Origin of the sequence: Saccharothrix australiensis (genome assembly GCF_003634935.1) — a bacterium.
Classification (GTDB): domain Bacteria; phylum Actinomycetota; class Actinomycetes; order Mycobacteriales; family Pseudonocardiaceae; genus Actinosynnema; species Actinosynnema australiense.
The window spans coordinates 1,595,727-1,618,290 of record NZ_RBXO01000001.1; the positions used below are offsets into that span (position 1 = coordinate 1,595,727).

Annotated in this window: 18 protein-coding genes; 6 read left to right on the forward strand and 12 right to left on the reverse strand. The window is 74.9% G+C overall.

Features of this window, described 5'->3' with window-relative positions; genetic code table 11:
* Positions 1 to 145: 145 nt before the first annotated feature.
* Complete coding sequence (locus C8E97_RS07545) at positions 146 to 1,816, reverse strand: bifunctional 3'-5' exonuclease/DNA polymerase (RefSeq protein ID WP_211346938.1); 1,671 nt, start codon at positions 1,814 to 1,816, stop codon at positions 146 to 148.
* Positions 1,817 to 1,906: 90 nt separating this feature from the next.
* On the opposite strand from C8E97_RS07545, the gene C8E97_RS07550 reads away from it, so the two are divergent.
* Positions 1,907 to 4,402: a P-loop NTPase family protein gene (locus tag C8E97_RS07550; RefSeq protein ID WP_147455024.1), complete on the forward strand. Its 2,496-nt coding sequence runs from the start codon at positions 1,907 to 1,909 to the stop codon at positions 4,400 to 4,402.
* Here the strand turns inward: C8E97_RS07550 and C8E97_RS07555 are convergent.
* Both C8E97_RS07555 and pruA read right to left on the reverse strand, forming a co-directional pair.
* A complete protein-coding gene (locus C8E97_RS07555) occupies positions 4,389 to 5,312 on the reverse strand; it encodes a proline dehydrogenase family protein (protein WP_121002922.1) in 924 nt (307 codons plus the stop codon). The two genes, C8E97_RS07550 and C8E97_RS07555, sit on opposite strands and share 14 nt — an antisense overlap.
* Before the next feature lie 2 nt (positions 5,313 to 5,314).
* Complete coding sequence (pruA, locus tag C8E97_RS07560; RefSeq protein WP_121011016.1) at positions 5,315 to 6,940, reverse strand: L-glutamate gamma-semialdehyde dehydrogenase; 1,626 nt, start codon at positions 6,938 to 6,940, stop codon at positions 5,315 to 5,317.
* A 150-nt stretch (positions 6,941 to 7,090) separates the two neighbouring features.
* Here pruA and C8E97_RS07565 point away from each other — a divergent pair, with 150 nt between their 5' ends.
* Positions 7,091 to 8,632 carry a PucR family transcriptional regulator gene (locus tag C8E97_RS07565; RefSeq protein WP_121002924.1) on the forward strand — a complete coding sequence of 514 codons (1,542 nt, stop codon included), beginning with the start codon at positions 7,091 to 7,093 and terminating at the stop codon, positions 8,630 to 8,632.
* A 32-nt stretch (positions 8,633 to 8,664) separates the two neighbouring features.
* On the forward strand, positions 8,665 to 9,708 hold the full coding sequence (locus C8E97_RS07570; RefSeq protein WP_246018731.1) for a fatty acid desaturase family protein: 1,044 nt from the start codon (positions 8,665 to 8,667) through the stop codon (positions 9,706 to 9,708).
* On the opposite strand, the gene C8E97_RS07575 is transcribed toward C8E97_RS07570, so the two are convergent.
* The 5 genes from C8E97_RS07575 to C8E97_RS07595 all read right to left on the reverse strand — a co-directional run bounded on the left by C8E97_RS07575 (position 9,617) and on the right by C8E97_RS07595 (position 13,394).
* Positions 9,617 to 10,285, reverse strand: a complete 669-nt coding sequence (locus tag C8E97_RS07575) for a YidC/Oxa1 family membrane protein insertase (protein ID WP_121002927.1) — start codon at positions 10,283 to 10,285, stop codon at positions 9,617 to 9,619. The two genes, C8E97_RS07570 and C8E97_RS07575, sit on opposite strands and share 92 nt — an antisense overlap.
* A 95-nt stretch (positions 10,286 to 10,380) precedes the next feature.
* Positions 10,381 to 10,653 carry a DUF6412 domain-containing protein gene (locus tag C8E97_RS07580; protein ID WP_121011019.1) on the reverse strand — a complete coding sequence of 91 codons (273 nt, stop codon included), beginning with the start codon at positions 10,651 to 10,653 and terminating at the stop codon, positions 10,381 to 10,383.
* Positions 10,654 to 10,675: 22 nt separating this feature from the next.
* The gene (locus C8E97_RS07585) at positions 10,676 to 11,290 is read right to left on the reverse strand and encodes a nucleoside/nucleotide kinase family protein (RefSeq protein ID WP_121002929.1); all 615 of its coding nucleotides are present in this window, start codon (positions 11,288 to 11,290) and stop codon (positions 10,676 to 10,678) included.
* Positions 11,287 to 11,886, reverse strand: a complete 600-nt coding sequence (locus C8E97_RS07590) for a ribonuclease FAU-1 family protein (protein WP_121002931.1) — start codon at positions 11,884 to 11,886, stop codon at positions 11,287 to 11,289. Before C8E97_RS07590 ends, C8E97_RS07585 begins: the two co-directional genes overlap by 4 nt.
* A 92-nt stretch (positions 11,887 to 11,978) precedes the next feature.
* Entirely contained in the window at positions 11,979 to 13,394 is a 1,416-nt protein-coding gene (locus C8E97_RS07595; RefSeq protein WP_121002933.1) for a helix-turn-helix domain-containing protein, read from the reverse strand.
* Positions 13,395 to 13,540: 146 nt separating this feature from the next.
* Here C8E97_RS07595 and C8E97_RS07600 point away from each other — a divergent pair, with 146 nt between their 5' ends.
* Positions 13,541 to 15,058 (forward strand): aldehyde dehydrogenase family protein, encoded by a 1,518-nt coding sequence (locus tag C8E97_RS07600; RefSeq protein WP_121002935.1) that lies wholly within the window; start codon positions 13,541 to 13,543, stop codon positions 15,056 to 15,058.
* Positions 15,059 to 15,106: 48 nt separating this feature from the next.
* Here C8E97_RS07600 and C8E97_RS07605 read toward each other — a convergent pair whose 3' ends face one another.
* On the reverse strand, positions 15,107 to 16,582 hold the full coding sequence (locus C8E97_RS07605; protein ID WP_121002937.1) for a beta-N-acetylhexosaminidase: 1,476 nt from the start codon (positions 16,580 to 16,582) through the stop codon (positions 15,107 to 15,109).
* A 207-nt stretch (positions 16,583 to 16,789) separates the two neighbouring features.
* On the reverse strand, positions 16,790 to 18,271 hold the full coding sequence (locus C8E97_RS07610; RefSeq protein ID WP_121002939.1) for a CYTH and CHAD domain-containing protein: 1,482 nt from the start codon (positions 18,269 to 18,271) through the stop codon (positions 16,790 to 16,792).
* 150 nt (positions 18,272 to 18,421) lie between these two features.
* Here C8E97_RS07610 and C8E97_RS07615 point away from each other — a divergent pair, with 150 nt between their 5' ends.
* Positions 18,422 to 19,216 carry a hypothetical protein gene (locus tag C8E97_RS07615; protein ID WP_121002942.1) on the forward strand — a complete coding sequence of 265 codons (795 nt, stop codon included), beginning with the start codon at positions 18,422 to 18,424 and terminating at the stop codon, positions 19,214 to 19,216.
* Between the two features lie 4 nt (positions 19,217 to 19,220).
* Here the strand turns inward: C8E97_RS07615 and C8E97_RS07620 are convergent, their stop codons facing one another.
* Positions 19,221 to 19,889 (reverse strand): HNH endonuclease family protein, encoded by a 669-nt coding sequence (locus C8E97_RS07620; RefSeq protein ID WP_121002944.1) that lies wholly within the window; start codon positions 19,887 to 19,889, stop codon positions 19,221 to 19,223.
* A 53-nt stretch (positions 19,890 to 19,942) separates the two neighbouring features.
* Positions 19,943 to 20,890 (reverse strand): methionyl-tRNA formyltransferase, encoded by a 948-nt coding sequence (locus tag C8E97_RS07625; protein WP_121002947.1) that lies wholly within the window; start codon positions 20,888 to 20,890, stop codon positions 19,943 to 19,945.
* 73 nt (positions 20,891 to 20,963) lie between these two features.
* On the opposite strand from C8E97_RS07625, the gene C8E97_RS07630 reads away from it, so the two are divergent.
* Positions 20,964 to 22,544 (forward strand): amidohydrolase, encoded by a 1,581-nt coding sequence (locus C8E97_RS07630; protein ID WP_121002949.1) that lies wholly within the window; start codon positions 20,964 to 20,966, stop codon positions 22,542 to 22,544.
* Positions 22,545 to 22,564 lie beyond the last annotated feature (20 nt).

The following is a 22,564-nucleotide window of genomic DNA, read 5'->3' on the forward strand; positions in this document are numbered from 1 at the left end:
GCTGAACGGCTCAAGCACGGCTCCGGCGGCGGCCTGCGCTCCGGAGACGGCGTGTGCACCGGAGGCGGCGTGTGCTCCGGAGATGGCGTGTGCTCCGGAGACGCAGTGTGCACCTGAGACGGCGTGCGCTCCGACGGCGGCGCGGCTACTTCGCGTCGGCGTAGCTGTCGACCGGCACCGCCTTGAGCGGGAAGCGGACCGGGGTGTCGCCGAACACCAGCCGGGACGCCTCCGCGCCCGCCGCCGCCACCTCGTCGCACACCACCTGCGCCGCCTCGGCCGGGCAGTGCACCAGCACCTCGTCGTGCTGGAAGAACACCAGGTGCGCACCCGGCGCGGACCGGTGCAGGCGACGGCGCAGCGCGCCGAGCAGCGCCGCCGTCCAGTCCGCCGCGCTGGCCTGCACGACGAAGTTGCGCGTGAACCGGCCCCACTCGCGCGCCGCCCGCCGCGACCGCCGCGCCGCGTCCTCGCCCTCGTCCGCGCTGCCGGTCACCTCGCGCCACGCCTCCGACGGCGGCGGGCTCGTGCGCCCCAGGCGGGAGCGCACCACCCGGCCCTGCTCACCCGCCGCCGCCGCGGCCTCCACGTAGCCGACCGCGTCCGGGAAGCGCCGCCGCAGCACGGCCAGCAGCGGGCCGGCCTCGCCACTCGTGCCGCCGTACATCGCCGACAGCATGGCGATCTTCGCCCGCCCCCGGTCGCCGTCGAACGCGTCCGCCGCCAGGTTCGTGTACAGGTCGTCGTCGCCCGACACCTCGGCCAGCCTGCGGTCGCCCGACAACGCCGCCAGCACGCGCGGCTCCAGCTGCGCCGCGTCCGCCGCCACCAGCCGCCACCCCGGGTCGGCCACCACCGCGCGCCGGAGCGTGCGCGGGATCTGCAACGCCGCGCCGCCCCGCGTGGCCCACCGCCCGGACACCACGCCGCCGACGACGTAGTCCGGCCGGAACCGGCCACCGGAGACCCACTGGTCCAGCCACGACCAGCCGTGCGCCACCCACAGCCTGGCCAGCTCCTTGTACTCCAGCAGCGGCGCCACGGCCGGGTGGTCGACCTCCTTCAGCACCCACGCCCGCGCCGACGGGATGTCGATCCCCTCCCGGCCGAACGCCCGCACGATGCCCGGCGGGTGGTCCGGGTTGACCGGGCGGCCACCGAACGCCGCCGTGATCCGGTCGGCCAGCTCCGCCAGCCTGGCCGGCCGCGCGCCCGCGACCGGTCTCGGCCCCAGCAGCTCCACCAGCAGCGCCTCGTGCACGTCCGCCCGCCACGGCAGGCCGTGGTGGGTCATCTCGGCGGCGGCCAGTGCGCTGGCCGACTCGGCGGCGAACAGCAGCCGCAGCCCCTCGGCGCGGTCCAGCCCGGCGGCGACGCGCTGCTGCTCGGCGTGGACCGCGACCACGGCCTCCAGCCGGTCGGCGTCGCCGGGCAGCGGGTCGCGCGCCGGCTCGAACAGGGTCGGCTGGGCGTCCCGCTTGCGCGGGCCGTGGTCCTCGGGGACGGGCAGGCCCCGCAGCCGCGCGACGGCCGCGGCCAGGCCGCGCGGCTCCCGGTGCCTGCCCTGGTGGGCGAGCAGCAGCGCTTCGACGTGGTGCAGGTCCAGGCACCGCTCGACCCGCACGCCGCGCGCCAGCAGCTCCGGGTACACCTCGGCGGTCGACGGCCACAGCCAGCGCGGGCGCGAGCGCTCCAGCTCGGCCACCGCCGACGCCAGGTCGGTCGTCTCCACCACGGGCCCGGCGGGCAGCCCGGCGTCGGAGAGCGGCCGGAGGCGACCGGCGTTCTCCGCGTGGGAGTCGAGGGCGACGAGCACGTCCCGGATTGTGCCTCGGGGGTACGACAGTCCCGCGCCGGCGGCGGGGACACCCGTTCGTGGCGGGCGCGGCCGGGCAGGATGTGCGCCGTGGATCGGATGCCCCTACCCGGCGAGCTGCTCGACCCGCGGCACGCGGTGGTGCCCTTCCACGGCCGGGTGCGGGAGCTGGCCGCGCTGAGGCGGTGGCGGGACCGGCCCGACGGGGCGTCCGTCCTGCTGCTGCACGGCCCCGCCGGGGTGGGCAAGACGCGGCTCGCGCACCACTTCGCCGACGACGCCGTCCGGGTGGTGGACGACGCCGAGCTGGTCCCGTGGCCGGAGCTGCACCGGCTGCTCCGCCAGGCCGCCGGGCGGGCCGGGGTCCTGCTGGTGGCGCGCCGCGCCGGCTGGTGGTGGTCGGCGGTGCGGCAGCGCGCGGGCGACCTCGGCTACGACTCCGCCGAGCTGGCGGTGGCGCCGCGGCCGGTCGAGCACGACACGTCGTTCGCCTCCGCCTGCGCCCACTTCGCCGACGCCCTGGGCAGGCCGCGCCCCACCGCGCCGCCGCCGCGCGCGGCCACGCTGCACGACCTGCACCTGGCCGCGCTCGCCGCCGTGCACGGCTCGCCCGCCCACGACCCCGTGGAGCTGGTGCGCTGGCTGGCCGAGGTCGACCCGGCCGCGGCGGCGCGCGGACGGCTCGCCGAGGACGTGCTCGCCGTGACCCTGCTGGACGAGCGCATCGAGCCGGAGCGCACCCCGGACGCCCTGGAGACCCTGCTCCGCGCCGCCGAGCGGTGGCCGCACGCCCTGCGCCGCGCCGAGCGGCTGTTCACCGCGCACCCCGCACTGGTGGGCGTCACCGGCGCCGCGTGCCTGACCGTGCTCGCCGAGCGCCCCGCCGCGGCGCGGGCGCTCGCGCGCCACGTCTTCGACGACCCCCGCTTCCACTGCGACGTCCTGCCCGCCGTGCTCACCCGTACCCTGCTGCGCGACCGCGCCCGCACCGCGGGCAAGGCGGAACTGGCCGAGCTGCACGGGATGCTGGGCGCCCGCGCCGCGCTCGCCGCGCTGCGGCACGAGGCGCTGGAGGCGGCCCGCGCGGAGGTCGCGGTGCACCGGGACCTGGTGGCCGAGGACCCCGCCGAGCACCGCCCGGCGCTCGCGGACGCGCTGGGCGACCTGTGCCTGCGCCTGATCGCGGTGGACCGCGAGGAGGAGGCGCTCGACGCGGCCGAGGAGGCGGTCGCGCTGTGCCGCCTGGTCGCCGTGGACGACGCGGACTGCACGCCGCAGCTCGCCGCCGCGCTGGACCAGCTCGGCCTGCGCTACGCCGCGCTGGGCCGCCGGGACGAGGCGCTGGCGGCGACCGAGCAGGCGTTCCTGCTCCACCAGGAGCTGTCCGAGCACCACTCGGCGCTGTTCCGGCCGGATTTCGCGAAGGTGACGCACCACCTCGCCGCGCGCCTGTCCGACGTGGGGCGCCGGGAGGAGGCCGCCCGCGCCGCGCGGTGGGCGATCGCGCGGTGGCGGGACGTGGTGGCGGCCGACCCGCGCTACGAGGCCGAGTACGCGCGCACGCTGGCGTCCATCGCGGCGCTGCTGTCGGTGCTCGGTGAGTGCGACGGGTCGACGGTCGTCGTGCGCGAGTCGATCGGGGCGCTGCGCAGGCTCGCCGCCGCCAACCGGCGCGACTTCGAGCCGGAGCTGGCCGCCGCGCTGGGCCGCCTGAGCGCCGTGCTGCGCGGCCGGGACGGCGCCGCGGAGGCGTCCGCGGAGTCGATCGCGGTGTGGCGGCGGGTGGCCGCGGACGGCGACCCGCGCGCGGTGGGCGAGCTGGCCGCCGCCCTCGGCGACCGGGTCGACGTGGCCGGGCTGAGCGGTCCGGACCGGCTGGCGGCGGCCGAGGAGGCGGTGGCGCTGACGCGCCCGCCGGCGGCCCGGTTCCCGGCGGGTGGCCGGGTGGACTTCGCCGTCGCCCGGCTGCGGCTGGCGCGGGCGCTGCTGCACGTGCGCCGCGAGTACGAGGCGCGGGGCGTCGTGGAGGACGTGCTGGCGGAGGAGCCGCCACCGCGGTTGCCCGCGGAGCGCGCCGGGAAGCTCGCGTCCGCGCTGCGCGGGGTGGCCGACGCGCTGGCGGCGGCCGGGCACGACGAGGCGGCGCTGCGGTCCGCCGAGCGCGCCGCGGAGGTCTGGCGGGACCTGGTCGGCCGCCACCGGGGCGCGCCGGTCGCGCTCGCCGAGGCGGTGCGGCGGACGGCCGAGCTGGCGCCGGAGCCGCCCGCGGCGCTGGGCCGCGCCCGGCTGGCCGTGCTCGTGTGGCACCTGGCCCGGACGCCTGCCGAGCTGTCGGCCGACGTCGGGTACGCCGAGGCGCTGTCGCACTACGCCGCGCGGTGCGCCGAGGCCGGCCGCGAGCTGGACCGCGCGCTGGCCCTGGCGCACCGCGCGGTCGTGGTGCTGCGCGCGGCGAGGGCCGACCCGGACCGGTTCGCCCGCGCCGCGGGTGTGGTCGACGACGTGATCCGGGCGCACGCCGACCCGGAGGTGGCGCGCGCCCGGACCCGGACGATGGTCGACCGCGACTGGCCTAGTTCCTGCTGACCAGCGCGCGCAGGAAGAACGCCACGTTCGCCGGGCGCTCCGCCAGCCGCCGCATGAAGTAGCCGTACCACTCGTCGCCGTAGGGCAGGTAGACCCGCATCCGGTTTCCCTCGGCGGCGATGCGGCGCTGCTCCTCGGGCCGGATGCCGTACAGCATCTGGAACTCGTAGCTGTCCTTGGCCCGCCCGGACGCGAGGTCCGCCGCGATGGCGATCAGCCGCGGGTCGTGCGAGGCGACCATCGGGTAGCCCTCGCCCGCCATCAGGACCTTGAGGCAGCGCACGTAGGACAGGTCGACCTCGGCCTTGTCCTGGAACGCCACCGACGCGGGCTCCTGGTACGCGCCCTTGCACAGCCGGACCCGCGACCCGGCGTGCGCCAGGTCCCGGCAGTCCTGCTCGGTGCGCTTCAGGTACGCCTGGAGCACCGCGCCCACCCACGGGAAGTCGACGCGCAGCTCCCGCAGGATGCCCAGCGTCGAGTCGGTGGTGGTGTGGTCCTCCATGTCGAGGGTGACCGTGGTGCCGACGACGCCCGCCGCCGCGCAGATCCGGCGCGCGTTCTCCAGGGCGATCTTCTCGCCGTCCACGGGCAGGAACTGGCCCACCGCGGACAGCTTCACCGACACCTCGGCCCGGTCGGCGTAGCCGGCGGTCTCCAGGCGGCGCAGCAGCTCCAGGTAGGCGTCGACGGTGGCGGTGGCCTGCGCCGCGTCGCGGGTGTCCTCGCCGAGGTGGTCGAGCGTGACCAGGCGGCCGTCGGCCAGCACCTCGCCGGTGGTGGCGATCGCGGCGTCCACGTCGTCACCGGAGATGAAGCGCTTGACGACGGGCCGGGTCAGCGGCGTGCGTTCGACGAGCCCGCGGATGGCCCCGGAGCGCGAGGCGGCGAGCAGTGTGGAGCGGAGCATGGTCACCCCTGGTGCGGGTAGCGGTAGGAGGTCGGAGCCACGAAGGTCTCCTTGATCGACCGGGGGCTCACCCAGCGCAGCAGGTTGTGCACGGAGCCGGCCTTGTCGTTGGTGCCCGACGCGCGACCGCCGCCGAAGGGCTGCTGGCCGACGACCGCGCCGGTGGGCTTGTCGTTGACGTAGAAGTTGCCCGCGGCGAACCGCAGCTCCTCCTGCGCGTGCGCGATGGCGGCGCGGTCCCGCGCGATGATCGCGCCGGTGAGGCCGTACGGCGCGGCGCTCTCCATCTGCTTGAGCACGGTGTCGTAGTCGGCGTCGTCGAACACGTGCACCGCGAGCACCGGGCCGAAGTACTCGGTGGTGAACACCTCGTGGCCGGGGTCGCTGCCCAGCAGCACGGTCGGGCGCACGAAGTAGCCCTCGCTGTCGTCGGCGGTGCCGCCGGCCACGACCTCCAGGCTGGAGTCGCCGCGCGCGGCCTCCAGCACGCCGGACAGCTTGTCGAACGAGCGGCGGTCGATGACCGCGCCGAGGAAGTTCGAGAAGTCGGTGACGTCGCCCATCGTGAGCGACTCGACCTCGGCGATGAAGTCGTCCTTCACCCGGTTCCACACCGAGCGCGGGACGTAGGCGCGCGAGGCGGCCGAGCACTTCTGGCCCTGGTACTCGAAGGCGCCCCGGACCAGCGCGGTCCGCAGCACGTCGACGTCGGCCGACGGGTGCGCGAGCACGAAGTCCTTGCCGCCGGTCTCGCCGACGATGCGCGGGTAGGAGCGGTAGCCCGCGATGTTCGCGCCGACCTCGCCCCACAGGTGCTGGAACGTGCGCGTGGAGCCGGTGAAGTGGATGCCGGCCAGGTCGGGGTGCCGCAGCGCCACCTCGGACACGGCGAGGCCGTCACCGGGCAGCAGGTTGATCACGCCGGGCGGCATGCCCGCCTCTTCCAGCAGCCGCATCGTCAGGTGCGCGGCGAAGCTCTGCGTGGGCGACGGCTTCCACAGGACCACGTTGCCCATCAGCGCGGGCGCGGTGGGCAGGTTGCCCGCGATGGCGGTGAAGTTGAACGGGGTGATCGCGTAGACGAACCCCTCCAGCGGGCGGTGGTCGGTGCGGTTCCACACGCCGGGGGAGGACTGCGGCTGCTCGGCGATCAGCTGCCGGCCGAACGACACGTTGAAGCGCCAGAAGTCGATCAGCTCGCACGCGGCGTCGATCTCGGCCTGGATCGCGGTCTTGGACTGGCCGAGCATGGTCGCGGCGTTGAGCGTCTGCCGCCAGGGGCCGGCCAGCAGGTCGGCGGCCTTGAGCAGGATCGCGGCGCGGTCGTCGAAGGACAGCGCCCGCCACGCCGGCGCGGCCTGGCGGGCGGCCTCGATGGCGTCGGCGGTGTCCTGCCGGGTGGCCCCGTGCAGGGTGCCCAGGACGGCGCGGTGGTTGTGCGGCTGGACGACGTCGAACCGCTCGCCGCCACCGACGCGCTGCTCGCCGCCGATGGTCAGGGTCAGCTCGGCGGGTTCCTTCGCCAGTTCGGCCAGCTTCGCCTGCAGCTGCGCGCGCTCCGGGGTGCCGGGGGCGTAGCTCAGGACGGGCTCGTTCACCGGTGCGGGGGCCCTGGTCACGGCATCCACAAGCAGCTCCTTCGCCACGGGGTTGTGTCCCCAACACGGTAGGACTACCGAACGTGCACCCCGTTGTCCTGCCGTCTAGGCTTGCGTGCCCGGCGTTGTGCGGACGAACAAACGTGCGGCCGTTCGGCTGCCGCCCGAAGGGGGGACGGGGTGAGCCTGCGGCAGGTGTTGATGGCGCTCGGTGATCCCCTGGTGGAGATCCAGGTCGCGCCGCACGGCCTGGAGGTGGACGTGCACGACGTGGTCATCCTCGACCCGGACGACGTGCCGGACGTGCGGCCGGGCGACCTGGCGCTCGTCATCGGCGCACGCGGGCGGACCGCGTTGCCGCTGGTCAGGGCGGCCGGGTTGGGTGGAGCGGCGGCGGTCGCGGTCAAGGTCGACGCACCCGCGCCGGTGCTGCGGCAGGCGGCGGCGGACGCGGGCGTCGCGCTGCTGGCCGTGCGCCCGGAGGCGCGGTGGGAGCACCTGGAGTCCCTGGCGCGCGGCGTGGTGAGCAGCGCCCGGCTGACCGCCGACGCGGGCCAGGGTGAGGTGCTCGGCGACCTGTTCGCGCTGGCCCAGACGATCGCGGCGCTCACCGGCGGCATCGTGAGCATCGAGGACACGGCGAGCCGCGTGCTGGCCTACTCCCGGTCCTCCGACGAGGTGGACGAGCTGCGCAGGCTGTCCATCCTCGGCCGCCAGGGCCCGGAGCCGTACCTGAAGATGCTCCGCGAGTGGGGCGTCTACCAGCGGTTGCGCTCCGGCGAGGAGGTCGTCCGCATCGACGAGCGGCCCGAGCTGGGCATCCGCCGCCGCATCGCGGTCGGCATCCACGCGGGCAGCCGGCCGCTGGGCACGATCTGGGTCCAGGAGGGCGCCACGCCGCTCACCGAGCGGTCCGAGCGGGCGCTGCTGGGCGCGGCCCGCGTCACCGCGCTGCACCTCGTGCAGCAGCGCGAGCCGACCGCCGCGTTCCGGGAGAGCCTGCTGGCGTCCCTGCTCGACGGGCGCATGGACGCCGCGTCGGTCGCCGAGCAGATCGGCGCGGACCCGGGGAAGCCCGCGGCCGTCGTGGTGTTCGCGCTGCGCGGCCAGGAGCACGCGGACCGCACCCAGCACGAGCTGCGCCGCACCGAGCTGACCGGCCTGATCTCCGTGCACGCCGCGGCGTACCGGCGCAGCGCGCTGGTCAGCCAGTCCGCCGGCCGGACCTACGTGCTGCTGCCCGACCTGCCGCCGAAGGCGCCGCTGCTGGCGCTCACCAAGGAGATCGTCGCCGCCGCCCGCAAGCACATGGGCCTGCGCGTGCAGGGCGCGGTCGGCTCCACGGTGTCCACAGTGGACGAAGTGCGGACGTCCCGCGACGAGGCGGACCGGGTGCTCGACGCGATGGCGCGCGACCTGGACGTCGACGTCGCCACCCTCGCCGACGTCCGGTCACGGGTGCTGGTCAGCGAGACCCTGGCGCTGCTGGCCGGCCACCCGCGCATCCGCGACCCCCGGCTGAACAGGCTCGACCCGGAACTCGCGCGTTCCCTGCTGGCCTACCTGGACGCGTTCGGCGACGTGCGCACCGCCGCGGCCGGCCTGCACGTCCACCCGAACACCCTGCGCTACCGGGTGCGGCGGGCCGCCGAGGTCGGCGGGTTCGACCTGGAGGACCCGTTGCTCCGGTTGTTCGCCCAGTTGCAACTAAGGCTGACCTGAGAGTCTCAGCTCGCTCCCCTTACGCTGCCGCCGTGAACCTCGATGCGTCGCCCCGGCGCGGCAGTGACTTCGCTGAGTTGTCCAGGTCGGTCAAGCAGGCCGGCCTGCTCGACCGACGGATCGGCTTCTACGTCTTGTGCCTGGTCGGCGCCCTCGCCGCGCTCGCGGCGACCCTGACGGGTGTGGTGCTGGTCGGCGACTCGTGGTGGCAGCTCGGCCTCGCGGCCGTGCTGGCCGTCGTCTTCACGCAGATCGCGTTCCTCGGGCACGACGCGGGCCACCGGCAGATGTTCGCCACCAACAAGGTCAACGGCGCGGTCGGGCTCCTGCTCGGCAACCTGCTCATCGGCGTGGGCTTCGGCTGGTGGATGGGCAAGCACAACCGCCACCACGCCAACCCCAACCACGAGGACGAGGACCCGGACGTCGACATCGCCGTGCTCGCGTTCAGCGCCGAGCAGGCCGTGCGCAAGGAGGGCTTCTTCCGGTTCGTCGTCAAGCACCAGGCGTGGCTGTTCTTCCCCCTGCTGCTGCTGGAGGGCTTCAGCCTGCACGTCATCAGCACCGCCGCCGCCGTGCGCCGGGAGGTGCGCGGGTGGCGGCTGGAGCTGGTGCTGCTGGCCGTGCACGTGATCGGCTACCTCGGCCTGGTGTTCACGGTCATGTCGCCCGGCAAGGCCATCGCGTTCATCGCCGTGCACCAGGGCCTGTTCGGCGTCTACATGGGGTGCTCCTTCGCGCCCAACCACAAGGGGATGCCGGTGCTCAGCGCCGGCCACCAGCTGGACTTCCTGCGCAAGCAGGTCCTGACGTCCCGCAACGTGACCGGCGGCTGGTTCACCGACTTCCTGCTGGGCGGCCTGAACTACCAGATCGAGCACCACCTGTTCCCGAACATGCCCCGGCCGCACCTGCGCCGGGCGCAGGTGCTGGTCCGCGACTTCTGCCGGCAGCGGTCCGTCTCCTACGCCGAGTGCGGCCTGTTCAGGTCTTACGGGTACGTGCTGAAGTTCCTGCACGAGGCGGGAGCTGAACTGCGCGATACAGGAAAGCTCGCTCGGTCAGCGTCCAGCTAGTGGTGGTCAGCAGGTAGACGCCGGCCGCGAGCGGCAGCACGGCGGCGATGAGCACCGTGCCGAACGGCAGCAGCCGCAGCACCTTCGCGAACGGCGGCTGCGGCCCGCCCGTCCGCGCCGCGACGGCCGCCTGCCACCGCGACGTCGCGAACGCCACGGCGGTCAGGGCCGCGAACAGGCCCAGGAACACCGGGGTGTGGTCGAACACGCCCAGCCAGTGCGCGCCGAGCGGCGTGCCCAGCAGCGTGCCGTCCAGCAGCGGGTTCGGCGTGGTGACCAGGCGGTACATGACCATGAAGAACGGCACTTGGACGAGCGCGGGCAGGCACCCGGCGAACATCGAGGTGCCGTTCGCCCGGTACAGCTCGGCGGTCCTGCGCTGGAGTTCGAGCGGGTCGGCGCGGTGCTTCTCCGCGAGGGCGCGCACCTCGGGGGCGAGAGCGGCGCGGGCCTTCTCGCCGCGCACGGCGGCGCGGCTGAGGGGGTGCATCAGCAGTCTGACGACCGCGGTGAACAGGACGATGGCGAGCGCGGGCGCGGCGATGCCCGCCAGGGCCGAGCCCAAGGCGTGGAACACAGGGTTCTCCGTGCGGTGCGAGCGGGAAGGGGACGTCGGTCGTCGAGGCCGGGTCCGGGTGGACGCGCGGCGTCGGGGCCGGTGTCCGGTGGACCTCAGGCGCTCAGGCCGAGTCCGGGTGCTCGCGGACGGGGACGCCCCGCGGCGTCGGGATCGCGCAGGCGCAGGAAAGCCGTCTTCAGGGCTTTGTCGCGCAGGGAGAGGGAGCGCACCCAGGCGGGCGCGTCGAGGACCGGCGCGGCGGTGAGCAGCAGCGCCACGAGGGCCACGGCCGCCACGACGGCCAGCACCTCGGCCGGGGAGTTCAGCAGGGTGAGCGCGAACAGGCCCGGCGCGTACAGCGCGAGCAGCAACTGGAGCCTGGTCACGTCCACCCCCTCCCCGAACGTCTCACCCGATCGTACCCACCAGGGCGGGTCGGCTGGGGTGGTCGTAGCGGATCGTGACGTCCGCCCGCGGCTCGTAGCCGGCGTACGCGGGCAGCGTCCACCGCCACTCCGGGTCGGTCTGCCGGGCCAGCGCCGCCTCGGACAGCCACAGGTGGGCGGTCAGCTCGGCGGGCAGCCACTTGTCCAGCAGCAGCGTGCCGTCGAGCAGCAGGACGCCGCCCTCGGGCAGGGTCGCGTAGTCGGCGCGGCTCGCCCGGTCGGTCACCGGGTTCCACAGCGACGGCAGGACCCGGCCGGACCCGCCGGGGTCGAGCGGCGACAGCACCTCGCGCAGCAGCCCGCCGACGTCCAGCCAGCCGTCCCGGAACGCGTCGGGGTCGGTGCGCCCGAACTCCAGCCGCACCGACGCGGGCCGCAGGAAGTCGCCCGCCGAGACCCGCAGCACCGGCCGGCCCCGCGCCCGCAGCGGCTCCACCAGCGCGTCCGCCAGCGCGCCCGGCCGGGTGGGCGGCGCGCCGTCGAGCAGCACCCGCGTCCAGGGCGTGCGCGGCGCCGCGTCGACGCGCTCGACGAGTTCGGCGACCAGCCCCTCCGGGGTCAGCGGGCGTACCTTCACGGCAGCGGGTAGTCCGCCCAGCCGGCGGGCAGGGTCGGCACCGGCCAGTCCGGGTCAGGCGTGAAGTCGGCCCACCGCCGGTCCCACCACGTGTCGCCGGCGTCCAGCATCGCCCCGACCTCCTTGCCGGTGCGGCGGATGGCCTCGCCCTGCTCGGCGGTGTACTTGCCCTCGGCGAGCTGGGCCTCGAACTCGTCGCGGTCCCGCTCGACCCAGCCGCCCTCGACCGGCGCCCAGTAGTCCAGCGCGTGGTCGAGCGTGTCGAACCCGAGCGGCGTGCGCCGGAACGGGTCCTGGAGGTTCAGGTACCAGCCCGCGAACCGCCGCTCCGGCCCCTGCCAGTACAGGTCGACGGAGTACGCGTCACCGGGGCGGTGCAGCTGGAGCTTGCCGTGCCCGCGCCAGCGCGTGTTGCCCGCGGCCTGCCAACCGTGCGGGTAGTGGTGCGGTGGGAAGCCGAACACCGTGCCGGGGACGGTGAACACGACCAGCAGGCCCGGCTCGTCCAGCACGACCCTGGTGGGCGTGACGGACCACGGCTTGCCGTGCAGCACCTCGCGGCGCAACGCCACGTCACCCGGTGCGAAGAACCCCATGCGGGCCAGCTTAAGCCGCGCCGTCCGCGGTGCGGACGACGTACGGCGCCCCGCCGTTCCCCCGACACCCCGGAACCGCGCGGCGGCGCGGATCAGTCGGTCAGGGCGCGGTGCAGCCGGGCGAGGGCCAGGGCGCGGCGCGGGTCGGTCCGGGGCAGCAGTCGCGCCAGGCGTTCCAGGACCTCCGCGTCGTCGCCCGTGCCCGCGTACGTCCACAGCGCTTCGACGTCGCAGTGGTCCAGCACGCCGCGTCGCACGGCCGCCGACAGGTCGTCGCGCTCCTCCCGCACCACGGGCGCGTCCGACCTCGGCAGCAGCTCACCCCGGTACGCCGACGCGGCCGACGGCACGTCGCCCGCCCGCAACGCCTCCCGCACGGTCAGGAAGTCGCCCCGCACCTCGGCCGCCAGCCGGTACGGCCTGGTCAGCAGCACGTCGCCGAGGTGGGCCCGCAACCGGTGCAGCTCGGCGCGCACGGTGGCCGGGTTGCCGCGCTCGCCGTAGAGGCGCAGCGCCAGCTGCTCGGCGGTCAGCCCGCGCGGGTGCAGCGCCAGCGCCGTGAGCAGCTCGGCGTGCCGCAGCGACAGCACGAGCGCCCGACCGGCCAGGCAGCCGCGCGGCTCGCCGAGGAAGCACAGGGACAGCACGGGCCTCCGGCTGCCCCGGCGGGGCACCCGGAGCAGGTAGCCCTCGTCCAACGGCTCCACGACGGCCTCCCGGCCGTCGGACAGCAGCACCCGCTCGCCGGACACGTCGACCCGCTCGTCCCGGACACCACCGGACACCGGCGCCAGCACGCGCCCGGTGGGGTCGAGCAGCGCGCCGGGCTCGCCGCGCAGGTCCAGCAGGTGCCGGGCGTTCTCCACCCGCAGGCGTTCGGCCTCCCTCGCGCGCCGCACCTGCAACTGGCTCTCCACCAGCCGCCCGGCGGCCGAGACGAGCGCGACCGTCGCCGGGTGCAGGCTGGTCAGCGGCCCGCTCACGTCCACGACGCCGAGCAGCCCCCCGGTGTCCGGGTCGCGCACCGGGGTCGCCGCGCAGGTCCACGCGTGGTAGGTGCGCACCAGGTGCTCCGCCGAGTGCACGGTGACCGGGCGGCCCAGGGCCAGCGCCGTGCCGATGGCGTTGGTGCCGATCGCGTCCTCGCTCCAGCGCGCGCCCTCCGTCAACCGCACCCGTTCGGCCCGGTCGCGCACCGACGCCGCGCCCTCGCACCACAGGATGCGGCCGTCCGCGTCGGTGACGATCATGACGTGCTCGGCCTCGTCGGCGATGCCGACCAGGGTCTCGCGCAGCACCGGCAGCATCGCGGCCAACGGGTGCGCGCCGCGCAGCTCCACCACCTCGTCGGGTGCCAGCACGACCGGCGGCTCGTGCCGCTCCGGGTCGACCCGCGCCGCGAGCGAGCGCCGCCAGGACTCGACGATCACCGGGCGGGCGCCGCCTGCCGCCGACCCGCTCAACGCCGCCTCGCGCTGGTGGGCGAGGCGGCGCGGGTCTGGGTGCATGGCGGAACCTCCTGAGCACCCCAGGATGACGGCCGGTCGCCCGCGTCGGCAAGCCGGTCCTACCCCGATCGGGTGCAACGTGACTGCAACGTCGCGCTCCCTACCTTCACCCGGCGATCGAGGCGACGACTCGGAGGCGGAGCAGGATGGCGAAGTACGCGGCACCCGGCCGGCCGGGCAGCGTGGTGTCCTACCGCGAGCGGTACGACCACTTCATCGGCGGCGAACACGTCCCGCCCGCGCGGGGCGCCTACTTCGCCGACCCGTCCCCGGTGACCGGCGAGGTCTTCACGGAGGTCGCGCGCGGCACCGCCGAGGACGTGGAACGGGCGCTGGACGCGGCGCACGGCGCGGCGCGGGCGTGGGGCCGCACGTCGGCCGCCGAGCGGGCGAACGTGCTCAACGAGATCGCCGACCGGGTGGAGGACCACCTGGAGGCCCTCGCCGTCGCCGAGACGTGGGAGAACGGCAAGCCGGTCCGGGAGTCCCTGGCCGTCGACCTGCCGCAGGCCGTCGACCGGTTCCGCTGCTTCGCGGGCGCGATCCGGGCGCAGGAGGGCGGCATCTCGCAGGTCGGCGAGGACCTGGTGGCGTACCACTTCCCGGAGCCGCTCGGCGTGGTCGGCCGGCTCCTCCCGTGGAACTTCCCGCTGCTGACGGCCGCCTCGGAGCTCGCACCCGCCCTGGCGGCGGGCAACGCGGTGGTGCTCAAGCCCGCCGAGCAGACCCCGGCGTCCGTCCACGTGCTGATGGGGCTGATCGGGGACCTGCTGCCGCCGGGCGTGGTGAACGTCGTGAACGGGTTCGGGGAGGAGGCGGGCAGGTCGCTCGCCTCGTCGCGGCGCGTCGCGATGGTCTCGTGCGCCGGCGGGGCGTCCGCCGGGTGGCCGGTCGCGGAGGACCCGGCCGCGGTGGCGCCGGAGCCGGGCGGGAGGAGCCCGAACATCTTCTTCGCCGACGTGGCCGCGCGGCGGGACGCCTTCTACGACAAGGCGTTGGAGGGCTTCACCGGGTTCGCCCGCAACCAGGGCGAGGCGGGCACGTGCCCGTCGCGGGCGCTGATCCAGGCGTCGGTCTACGACCGGTTCCTGGCCGACGCCACCGAGCGCACCGAGGCCATCCGCCAGGGCGACCCGCTGGACACCGACACCATGATCGGCGCGCAGGTCAGCGTCGACCGGTTGACGAGGGTGCTGTCGTACATCGACATCGGCGAGCGGGAGGGCGCGCGGCTCGTGTGCGGCGGCGGGCGCGCCGACCTCGGCGGCGCGCTGTCCGGCGGGTACTACGTCACCCCGACGATCTTCGAGGGCGACCACCGGATGCGGGTGTTCCGGGAGGAGATCCTCGGACCGGTCGTGTCGGTGACCCGGTTCGACGACTTCGCCGACGCCCTGAAGATCGCCAACGACACCCCGTGCGGGCCGGGCGCGGGCGTGTGGTCGCGGGACGGGGCCACCGCGTACCGCGCCGGCCGCGAGATCCGGGCGGCCAGGGTGTGGGTGAACGACTACCACCCCTACCCGGCGGGCGCGGCGTTCGGCGGCTGCCTGCTGTCCGGCACCGGCCACGAGGACCGCCGCGCGCTGCTGGACCACTACCAGCGGACCAAGAGCCTGCTGGTGAGCTACTCGGCCGGGGGACAGGGCCGGCGCCTGCCCTGACGGCGGGCGGGGAGGCGGCGCGTCGGCCGCCGCCCCGCCCATCGGGGCCTAGTCCTGCCAGGGGACCTGAGGCGACCGGTGGAAGTTCACGCCCTGCGCCCGCCAGCGCGGCGCCTGCGCGGCGAGGCGGCGGCGGAAACCCTCCCAGTCGTGGGTCCGCCGCGGCGACCACGCCACCTCGGCGATCGCGGGCAGGCGCGGGAAGGCCAGGTGCTCCAGGTCCGCCGGCGTCGCCACCGTCTCCGTCCACAGTGGAGCCTCGACGCCGAGCACGGCCGACTCGGGCAGGTCCCGGACGAACGCGCCGGGGTCCCAGTCGTACGCGTCCTCGACGTCGGTGTGGCCGGCCCAGTCCAGGCCGAGCGGCGTGTCCGCGTCGTACTTCATGTCCAGGTACGCCTTCGTGGCCGGCGACAGCACGACCCGGTTGCCCCGCGCGGCGGCGGCCACCACGTCCGGCGCGACCTCCTTCGTGCCCCAGAACTGCACCACCGCCGACGCGGGCGGTGTGGCCTTCACGAACTCGTGCCAGCCGACCGCGGTCTTGCCGTGCTTCGCCACCAGCGGCAGGACCCGGTCCATGAACGCGATGAAGTCCGGGTCCGTGGTCTTGAACGCCTCGTCGCCGCCGATGTGCAGGTACGGACCGGGCGTGAGCGCCGCGACCTCGCGCAGCACGTCGTCGAGGAACTCGTAGGTGACGTCCTTGTCGATGCACAGGGAGCTGAAGCCCACCTCGGTGCCCGTGTAGAGCGCCGGCGCGACGCCGTCGCAGTTCAGCTCGGCGTACGAGGCGAGCGCGGCGTTGGTGTGGCCCGGCAGGTCGATCTCCGGGATCACCGTGATGTGCCGGGAGGCCGCGTAGGCCACGAGTTCCCGGTACTGCTCCTGCGTGTAGTGCCCGCCGGGGCCGCCGCCGACCTGCGTGCTGCCGCCGTGCTCCGCCAGGCGCGGTCGGCTCTTGATCTCCAGCCGCCAGCCCTGGTCGTCGGTGAGGTGCAGGTGCAGGCGGTTCAGCTTGTACTGCGCGATCAGGTCGATGTAGCGCTTGACCTCGTCGACGCCGAAGAAGTGCCGCGCCACGTCGAGCATCGCGCCGCGGTGCTCGTAGCGCGGGTGGTCGAGCACCCGGCCGCCGGGCACGGTCCACGGGCCGGGCCGCCGGGTCTTCGACTCCACCTCGGCGGGCAGCAGTTGGCGGAGCGTCTGCACGCCCGCGAACAGGCCGGCCGCCGTCCGCGCGCGGACCACCACCTCCTGCCCGGTCACGTCGAGCTGGTAGCCCTCCTCGCCGACGCGCGCGTCCGCGCCGGTCAGCAGCAGGGAGATCCCGTGGCCGGACGCGTCCGGCCCGACCGGCAGCCGGTAGCCGGTGGACGGGCGCAGGACGTCGGCGAGGTGCTCGCCGACCCGGGCGGCCTCCGGGGAGCCGGGCTCGGTGTGGATGCGCGTGTCGGCGGTGAGAGTGTGGGTGGCGCCCGGGTTCGGCGTGACCTCGACCGGGGCGGGCACGATGTGCTGCAAGGCTGTCTCCGGGTGTCGCCCGCGCCTGCCCGGCCGTGCCCGGCGCGCCGAACGGGAGCGGGACGGCGGGTGCTCGACTGGTTCCGCGCCGGCCGGCGCTGCTGGCTTCCTTCGGTCCCGGGCACGGACGTCCCCCTGGCTCGCCGCGGCTCACCAGGCTCCGGCCACCGTTACAGCCGGACCGGGAGGTGTCAAGGTCCAGACCAATTAGGCGAACTTCGGCTTGCCGAGCGCACGCCACGCGGCCGGGAAGCGCTCCTCGACCCGTTGCGACTTCGCCACCTCCATGCCGTAGAGCAGGCCGAAGGTGAAGCCGTTGGCGTTGTCGAGGTGGGCCTGGCCGCCGAGTTCGCGCAGCACCGGCCGGGCCACCACGCTGTCCTGGTGGTCGCCCAACAGGGTCTGGAGGTCCTTGAGGCGCTTGCGGTACTTCCTGGCGCTCTTGCCGTACAGCGGCTCGACCGCCTCCACGGCGTACCGCAGGCGCTTGGCGGCCTTGCGGGACTCGTGCAGCGACTCGTCGTCGTGGGCGTGCTCGGCGTTGCGCGCCAGGCGGCGGTAGGTCTTGGCGATGAGCGGGGGCAGGACCTTCTTCGCCTTGCCGGCGGCGAGCGGCGTCAGTGGCGGGTCGGCGAGCAGCGCGTCCACGGCGTCCAGCAGGGCGAAGTAGCGGCGGCTGTCCATCGCGGCGGTGGCCGAGCGGTGCGCGTCCGCCTCCAGGGGCGCGAAGTGCCGGGTCAGCTCGGCGGAGACGGAGCCGAGGACGAGGTCGGGGTCCAGCTCGGCGACGTTGTGCTCGAACCCGGCGCGCATCACCTCGGCGTCGCGCGCCTCGCCCAGCACACCGGCGATCCACTTCAGCTCGTCGGTGAGCGCGCGGGTCCGCTCGCGGTCCACGACCTTGCCGAACGCCTGGAGCGCGCTGCGCATCCGGCGCGTCGCCACCCGCATCCCGTGCACCGCGTCGTGCTCCTTGCGGCGCACCCGGGGGTCCTGCTGCTTGAGGGCGTCCGCCTGCTCCCGCAGGTACGCCAGGACGACGTCGCCGGCGGTCTTGCCGGTGCGCGGCGCGGGCGGGCGCGGCGCGATGCGGCCGGCCAGGAGGCGGGTCAGCTTGGCCGACGACGTCGACCGGACGATGCCCGCCCGCGCCAGCCGCTCCTCCACGACGTCCAGCAGCGCGGTGTCGCCGCGCTCGCCCAGCTCGACCTCGACCTCGCGCCAGCTGTCGACGGACTCGTCCGCGACGTCCTGCGCCGACACCAGGTCCTCGACCACCTCGGCGAGCAGGTCGCCGCGGTCGTCGACGAGCTGCCAGCGCTGCCGCGTGGTCCGGATGCGGGCCACCGGCGCCAGCTCGTCGCCCCTGGCGTGCACCTGGACCAGCGCGCCGAGCTCCTTCGGCGGGTGCTTGGCCGCCCGTCCCGGTGGGAGGCGGACCTCCTCGCGGGTGTCCGCGTCGACCGGGAGCTTCAGGTGCCAGCCCGCGTCGTCGCCGCCGGTGCGCCTGCGCAGCGTCAGCCCGGCGCGGGCGAGGCGCAGGTCGGCGGTGTCGTAGTAGACGGCTTCCAGCCGCAGCTCCTCCGGGCCCGCCGCGGCGGCGACGCCGGGGAGGTCGGCCAGGTCCGGCAGCGCCGCACCGGTGGGCGCCTCGTACTTGCGTTCCGTCTCGTGCACCGATGTCGACATGTATCAGGCATACACCGTTGGGTCGATGTTTATCCTTGGTCACTTTCGGTGATGCTCCGTTGACCTGCACGGGGGTTTGTGCCGGACCGTCCGCGTGGTTTTCCCGGCACGCGGCCGACCGCGGCCGGCACCCGGGGTTGGCTGGGCCCCGTGCCCACCGAGAAGGAGCGGCTCGACGCGGTCGAGCCCACGGTCGCCGAACTCGTCACGCAGGTCCAGCTGCTGACCGCCGAGCTGGGGCGGGTCGGCGCGCGGCTGCACGTGCTCGAACGGCGGCTGGCCGGCGCCGGTTCCGGGCCGGACGAGGACTTCGACGCCGTGACCGACGAGATCGCCGACGTCGTGGCGGCGCTGCGCGCGGCGTGGGAGGCCGAGCAGGAGGTGCTCGCCGACTCGGTGCGCGCCGAGCTGCGGCAGGAGGTCGCCGAGTACGACGAGCTGAAGCAGCGGCGCGACGCCGGGCGCGCCCGGTTGGCCGCCGGGCGGATGCCGCGGTTCGAGCGGGACGCGCTGGAGCACGAGGTGCACCAGCTGGACTGGCAGATCGACGCGCGGGAGGGCGGCGCGCAGGAGGCCGCCGCCCGGTTGGACGCGGACACCGCCGCCGCCGAGGACCCCCGGCGGCAGGACGCGGTGCTCGCCGGGGAGAAGGCCCGCGAGGAGGTCTGGGACATCGCCGCCCGGCGGCTGGAGCGCGCGCTGGCCGCCGACACCCGGCTGCCGGTCTGGTTCCGGGTCGGGCTGGGCGAGATCACCGCGCCGGACCCCGCGCCGTGGGTCCGGGCGGCCACCGGCCTGATCGCCTACCGGCTGGAGTACGGGGTGACGACGGCGGTCGACCCGCTGGGCGAGCCGCCGTCGGCCGGGTCCGGCTCGGCGGCCTGGGTGCGCCGGACCGAGGCGCACACCGACCTGGTCGACCAGCTCCAGTCGTTGCGGCCCTGAGCGCTCACGCCGGGCAGCGCGCGATCATCGCGGCCAGCGCGTCGTGCTCCGCCTGGTCGACGGTCAGCCCGTAGGCGGTCTTCACCGAGATCCAGTTGTCCGCGTAGGTGCACCAGTACGACTCCAGCGGCGGCTTCCACTTGGCGGGGTCCTGGTCGCCCTTCGCCCGGTTGCTGGTGGCCGAGACGGCGACCAGCTGCGCGCCGCCGAGGTCGTTGGCGAACTTCTGGCGCTGCTCGTCGGTCCACTTGTCCGCGCCGGAGCGCCACGCCTCCGCCAGCGCGACGGTGTGGTCGATGTCGAGCTTGCCCGCCTCGGTGATCGTCACGCCGTCGTACGCGCTGACCCACGTGCCCGAGGTGGCTTTGCACGCCGCGTCCCGGCGCACGTCGGTCCCCTGGCGTTGCAGCACGACCTCCCGCGTGTCGCAGGAGTCGCCCTGGGCGCTCCAGTGCGGGAAGCGGTCCCGGCTGTAACCGGTCATGCGGCCCTCGGGCGCGATGGTGAGCGCCGCCAGCCGCGCCGCCGCGTCCCGTCCCGGCGGCAGCCCCGTCGCCGACGGCGCCTGGCCCGGAGGGGTCGACTCCTGGTGCCGGGTCAGGTAGTAGCCGATCGCCACCAGCAGGATCAGCACCGCCACGCTTGCCCAGGTCGTCGACCGCTTCCGGCTCATGGCACCCATGATCAGCGATCGCGGTCACGGCGGGACCACCGCCCCGGTGACGGTCAGGGTCGGCTGGTGAGGTACCCGCCCATGTGCGTGAAGTACTCCGCGGCGGGCAGCTCCCGGCCGTCCTCGGTGCGGACGCGCTTCACCAGCAGCGCGTGGTTGCGGCCCCGGCGGGCCTCCGCGCCGGCGACGATCGCCACGCCGTCGCCCTCCCGGTAGAAGATGCGGCCCGGCGTGCCGCCGTAGCGGGCCTGCGACACCTCGGCCTCGACGATCTCCAGGCGCTTGCCCTTGTGGAACGCGAACGCGCTGGGGTACGGGGCGCACTGGGCGCGGACCAGGCGGTCCAGCTCCTCGGCTTCCCACGTCCAGTCGATGCGCAGGTCCTCCTCGGCGCGCTTGTGGAAGAAGCTGGCCTTCGAGCGGTCCTGCTTGGTGAAGTCCGTGCGCCCCTTGGCGATCTCGGCCAGGCCGTCGACGGTGATCGGGCCGAACAGCTCCAGCGTCTTGTGGAACAGGTCGGCGGTGGTGTCGCGCGGCCCGACCGGCACGGCGCGCTGGAGCACGATGTCGCCCGCGTCGAGGGTCTCGTCCATCATGTGCGCGGTGACGCCGACCTCCTTCTCGTCGTTGATCAACGCCCAGATCAGCGGCGAGAAGCCCGCGTAGGCGGGCAGCAGCGAGTCGTGCACGTTCAGCGTGCCGCGCGGTGGCAGGGAGAAGATGTGCGGCGGGATCCAGGTGCGCCAGTTGGTGGCCACGATGACGTCCGGCGCGACCTCCTTGAGCTTGTGGAACAGCTCGTCGTCGTCCGGGCGGTTGCGGATGACGACCTCGACGCCGTGCTCGGTGGCGAGGTCGGCGACCGAGTCGCTCCAGATCCGCTCGTAGGCGTGGTCGCTCTTGGGGTGGGTGACGACCAGCGCCACCTCGTGCTCGGAGTCCAGGAGCGCCTGGAGAGTGCGGTGCCCCCAGGTCTGGTAGCCGAACATGACGACCCGCATGGGGAGTCCTCCTCGTTTAGGCGCGCCTAAGTTACCCGAACCTAACCTAACCGGTGCTGGGTAGCCTGCACGAGTGATCCTCGACGTGAAGTTGGTCGGCGGTCGGTTCCTGACCCTGGACGCCACGCGTCCCGCCGCGTCGACCGCGGGCGTGTGGGGTGGTCGGGTCGTCGGCCTGGACGACGTGGCGGACCTGCCCGCGCGGCAGGTCGTCGACCTGGGCGGCGCGGTGGTGCTGCCCGGTTTCGTCGACGCGCACAACCACCTGGCGTGGGCCGGGCGCGCCTCGCGGACGACGGACGTCACCGGGTGCGCGACCGTCGCGCAGGTGCTGGACCGGCTTCGGGAAGCCGAGCGCGCGAAGTGGCTGGAGGTCGCCGGCTACGACCACCGCGTCCTGGACCGGCCGCTGACGGCCCGCGACCTGGACGCGGTGGGACCGCGCGTGTACGTGCAGGACCTGTCCGGGCACGCGTGCGTGGTGAGCAGCGACGTGGTCGGGCTGCTGCCGGACGCCGTGCTGCGCGACGTCGAGCGGGACGACGAGGGCGTGCCGACCGGCTTCCTGGCGGAGGGCGCGCAGTCGGCGGTGCGGGCGCTGATGCTGCCGTACTCGTTGGCCGACATCGCCTCGGACGTCCGGCTGGGCGCGGAGCAGTGCCTGCGCGAGGGCGTCGTGTTCGCCGCCGAGGCCGGGGTCGGGACGGGGCTGATCGGCAGCAGCCCGCTGGAAGTCGCGGCGTACCAACGGGAACCGCTGCCGATCCGGGTGCAGCTGATGGTGTCGGCCGGCGAGCTGCGCGAGGTGCGGGCGCACGAGACCGACGGGGTGCGCCGTGCCCTGCCGCTGGGCCTGCGCACCGGCCTGGGCGACGACTGGCTGTCCATCGGCGCGCTGAAGCTGTGGACCGACGGCGGCATGATCGCCCGGACGGCGGCGCTGACCGAGCCGTACCTGGGCGTCGGCGGCGTCGGGCAGTGGCAGGACGACCCGGAGGTGATGCGGGCGGCCATCCTCGACGGCCACGCGGCGGGCTGGCAGTTGGCGGTGCACGCCATCGGCGACCGGGCCGTGGACTTCGCCCTGGACGCGCTGGCGGAGGCGCGGAGGGCCGTGCCGCGACCCGACGCGCGGCACCGCGTGGAGCACTGCGGGCTGGTGCGGCCGGACCAGCTCGACCGGATCGCGGCGCTGGGCGTGACGCCGGTCGTGCAGCCGACGTTCCTGTGGGCCTACGGCGACGACTACTCGGCGATCATGGGGCCGGACCGCGCGCCGTGGCTGTACCGGGGTCGGGCGTTCCTCGACCGGGGCGTGGTGGTGGCGGGCAGCTCGGACCGGCCGGTGGCGGACGGGAACCCCTTGCGCGCCATCCAGTTCATGGTGGAGCGGCGCTCCCGGAGCGGCCTGCCGGTCGGCCCGGACGAGGCGGTGGGCGTGCTGGAGGCCATCACGGCCTACACGCTCGGGGCGGCCTACGCGTGCCGGCGCGAGGGTTCGCTCGGCTCGATCACGCCCGGCAAGCTGGCCGACTTCGTGGTGCTGGACGACGACCCGCGCACCTGCGAGGTGTCGGCGATCGGCGACATCGGCGTGCTGGCGACCGTGGTGGGCGGTGAGTTCCGGCACGACCCCGCGGGTTTCACCGGCTGAACCCCGCCGGACGGGCGCCG

Bases quoted from the DNA above. Each gene is read 5' to 3' on its own strand.
- C8E97_RS07555 (WP_121002922.1), bottom strand. From the start codon at position 5,312: ATGCTCCGCTCCACACTGCTCGCCGCCTCGCGCTCCGGGGCCATCCGC.
- C8E97_RS07590 (WP_121002931.1), bottom strand. From the start codon at position 11,886: ATGGGGTTCTTCGCACCGGGTGACGTGGCGTTGCGCCGCGAGGTGCTG.
- C8E97_RS07595 (WP_121002933.1), bottom strand. From the start codon at position 13,394: ATGCACCCAGACCCGCGCCGCCTCGCCCACCAGCGCGAGGCGGCGTTG.
- C8E97_RS07600 (WP_121002935.1), top strand. From the start codon at position 13,541: ATGGCGAAGTACGCGGCACCCGGCCGGCCGGGCAGCGTGGTGTCCTAC.
- C8E97_RS07610 (WP_121002939.1), bottom strand. From the start codon at position 18,271: ATGTCGACATCGGTGCACGAGACGGAACGCAAGTACGAGGCGCCCACC.
- C8E97_RS07620 (WP_121002944.1), bottom strand. From the start codon at position 19,889: ATGAGCCGGAAGCGGTCGACGACCTGGGCAAGCGTGGCGGTGCTGATC.
- C8E97_RS07625 (WP_121002947.1), bottom strand. From the start codon at position 20,890: ATGCGGGTCGTCATGTTCGGCTACCAGACCTGGGGGCACCGCACTCTC.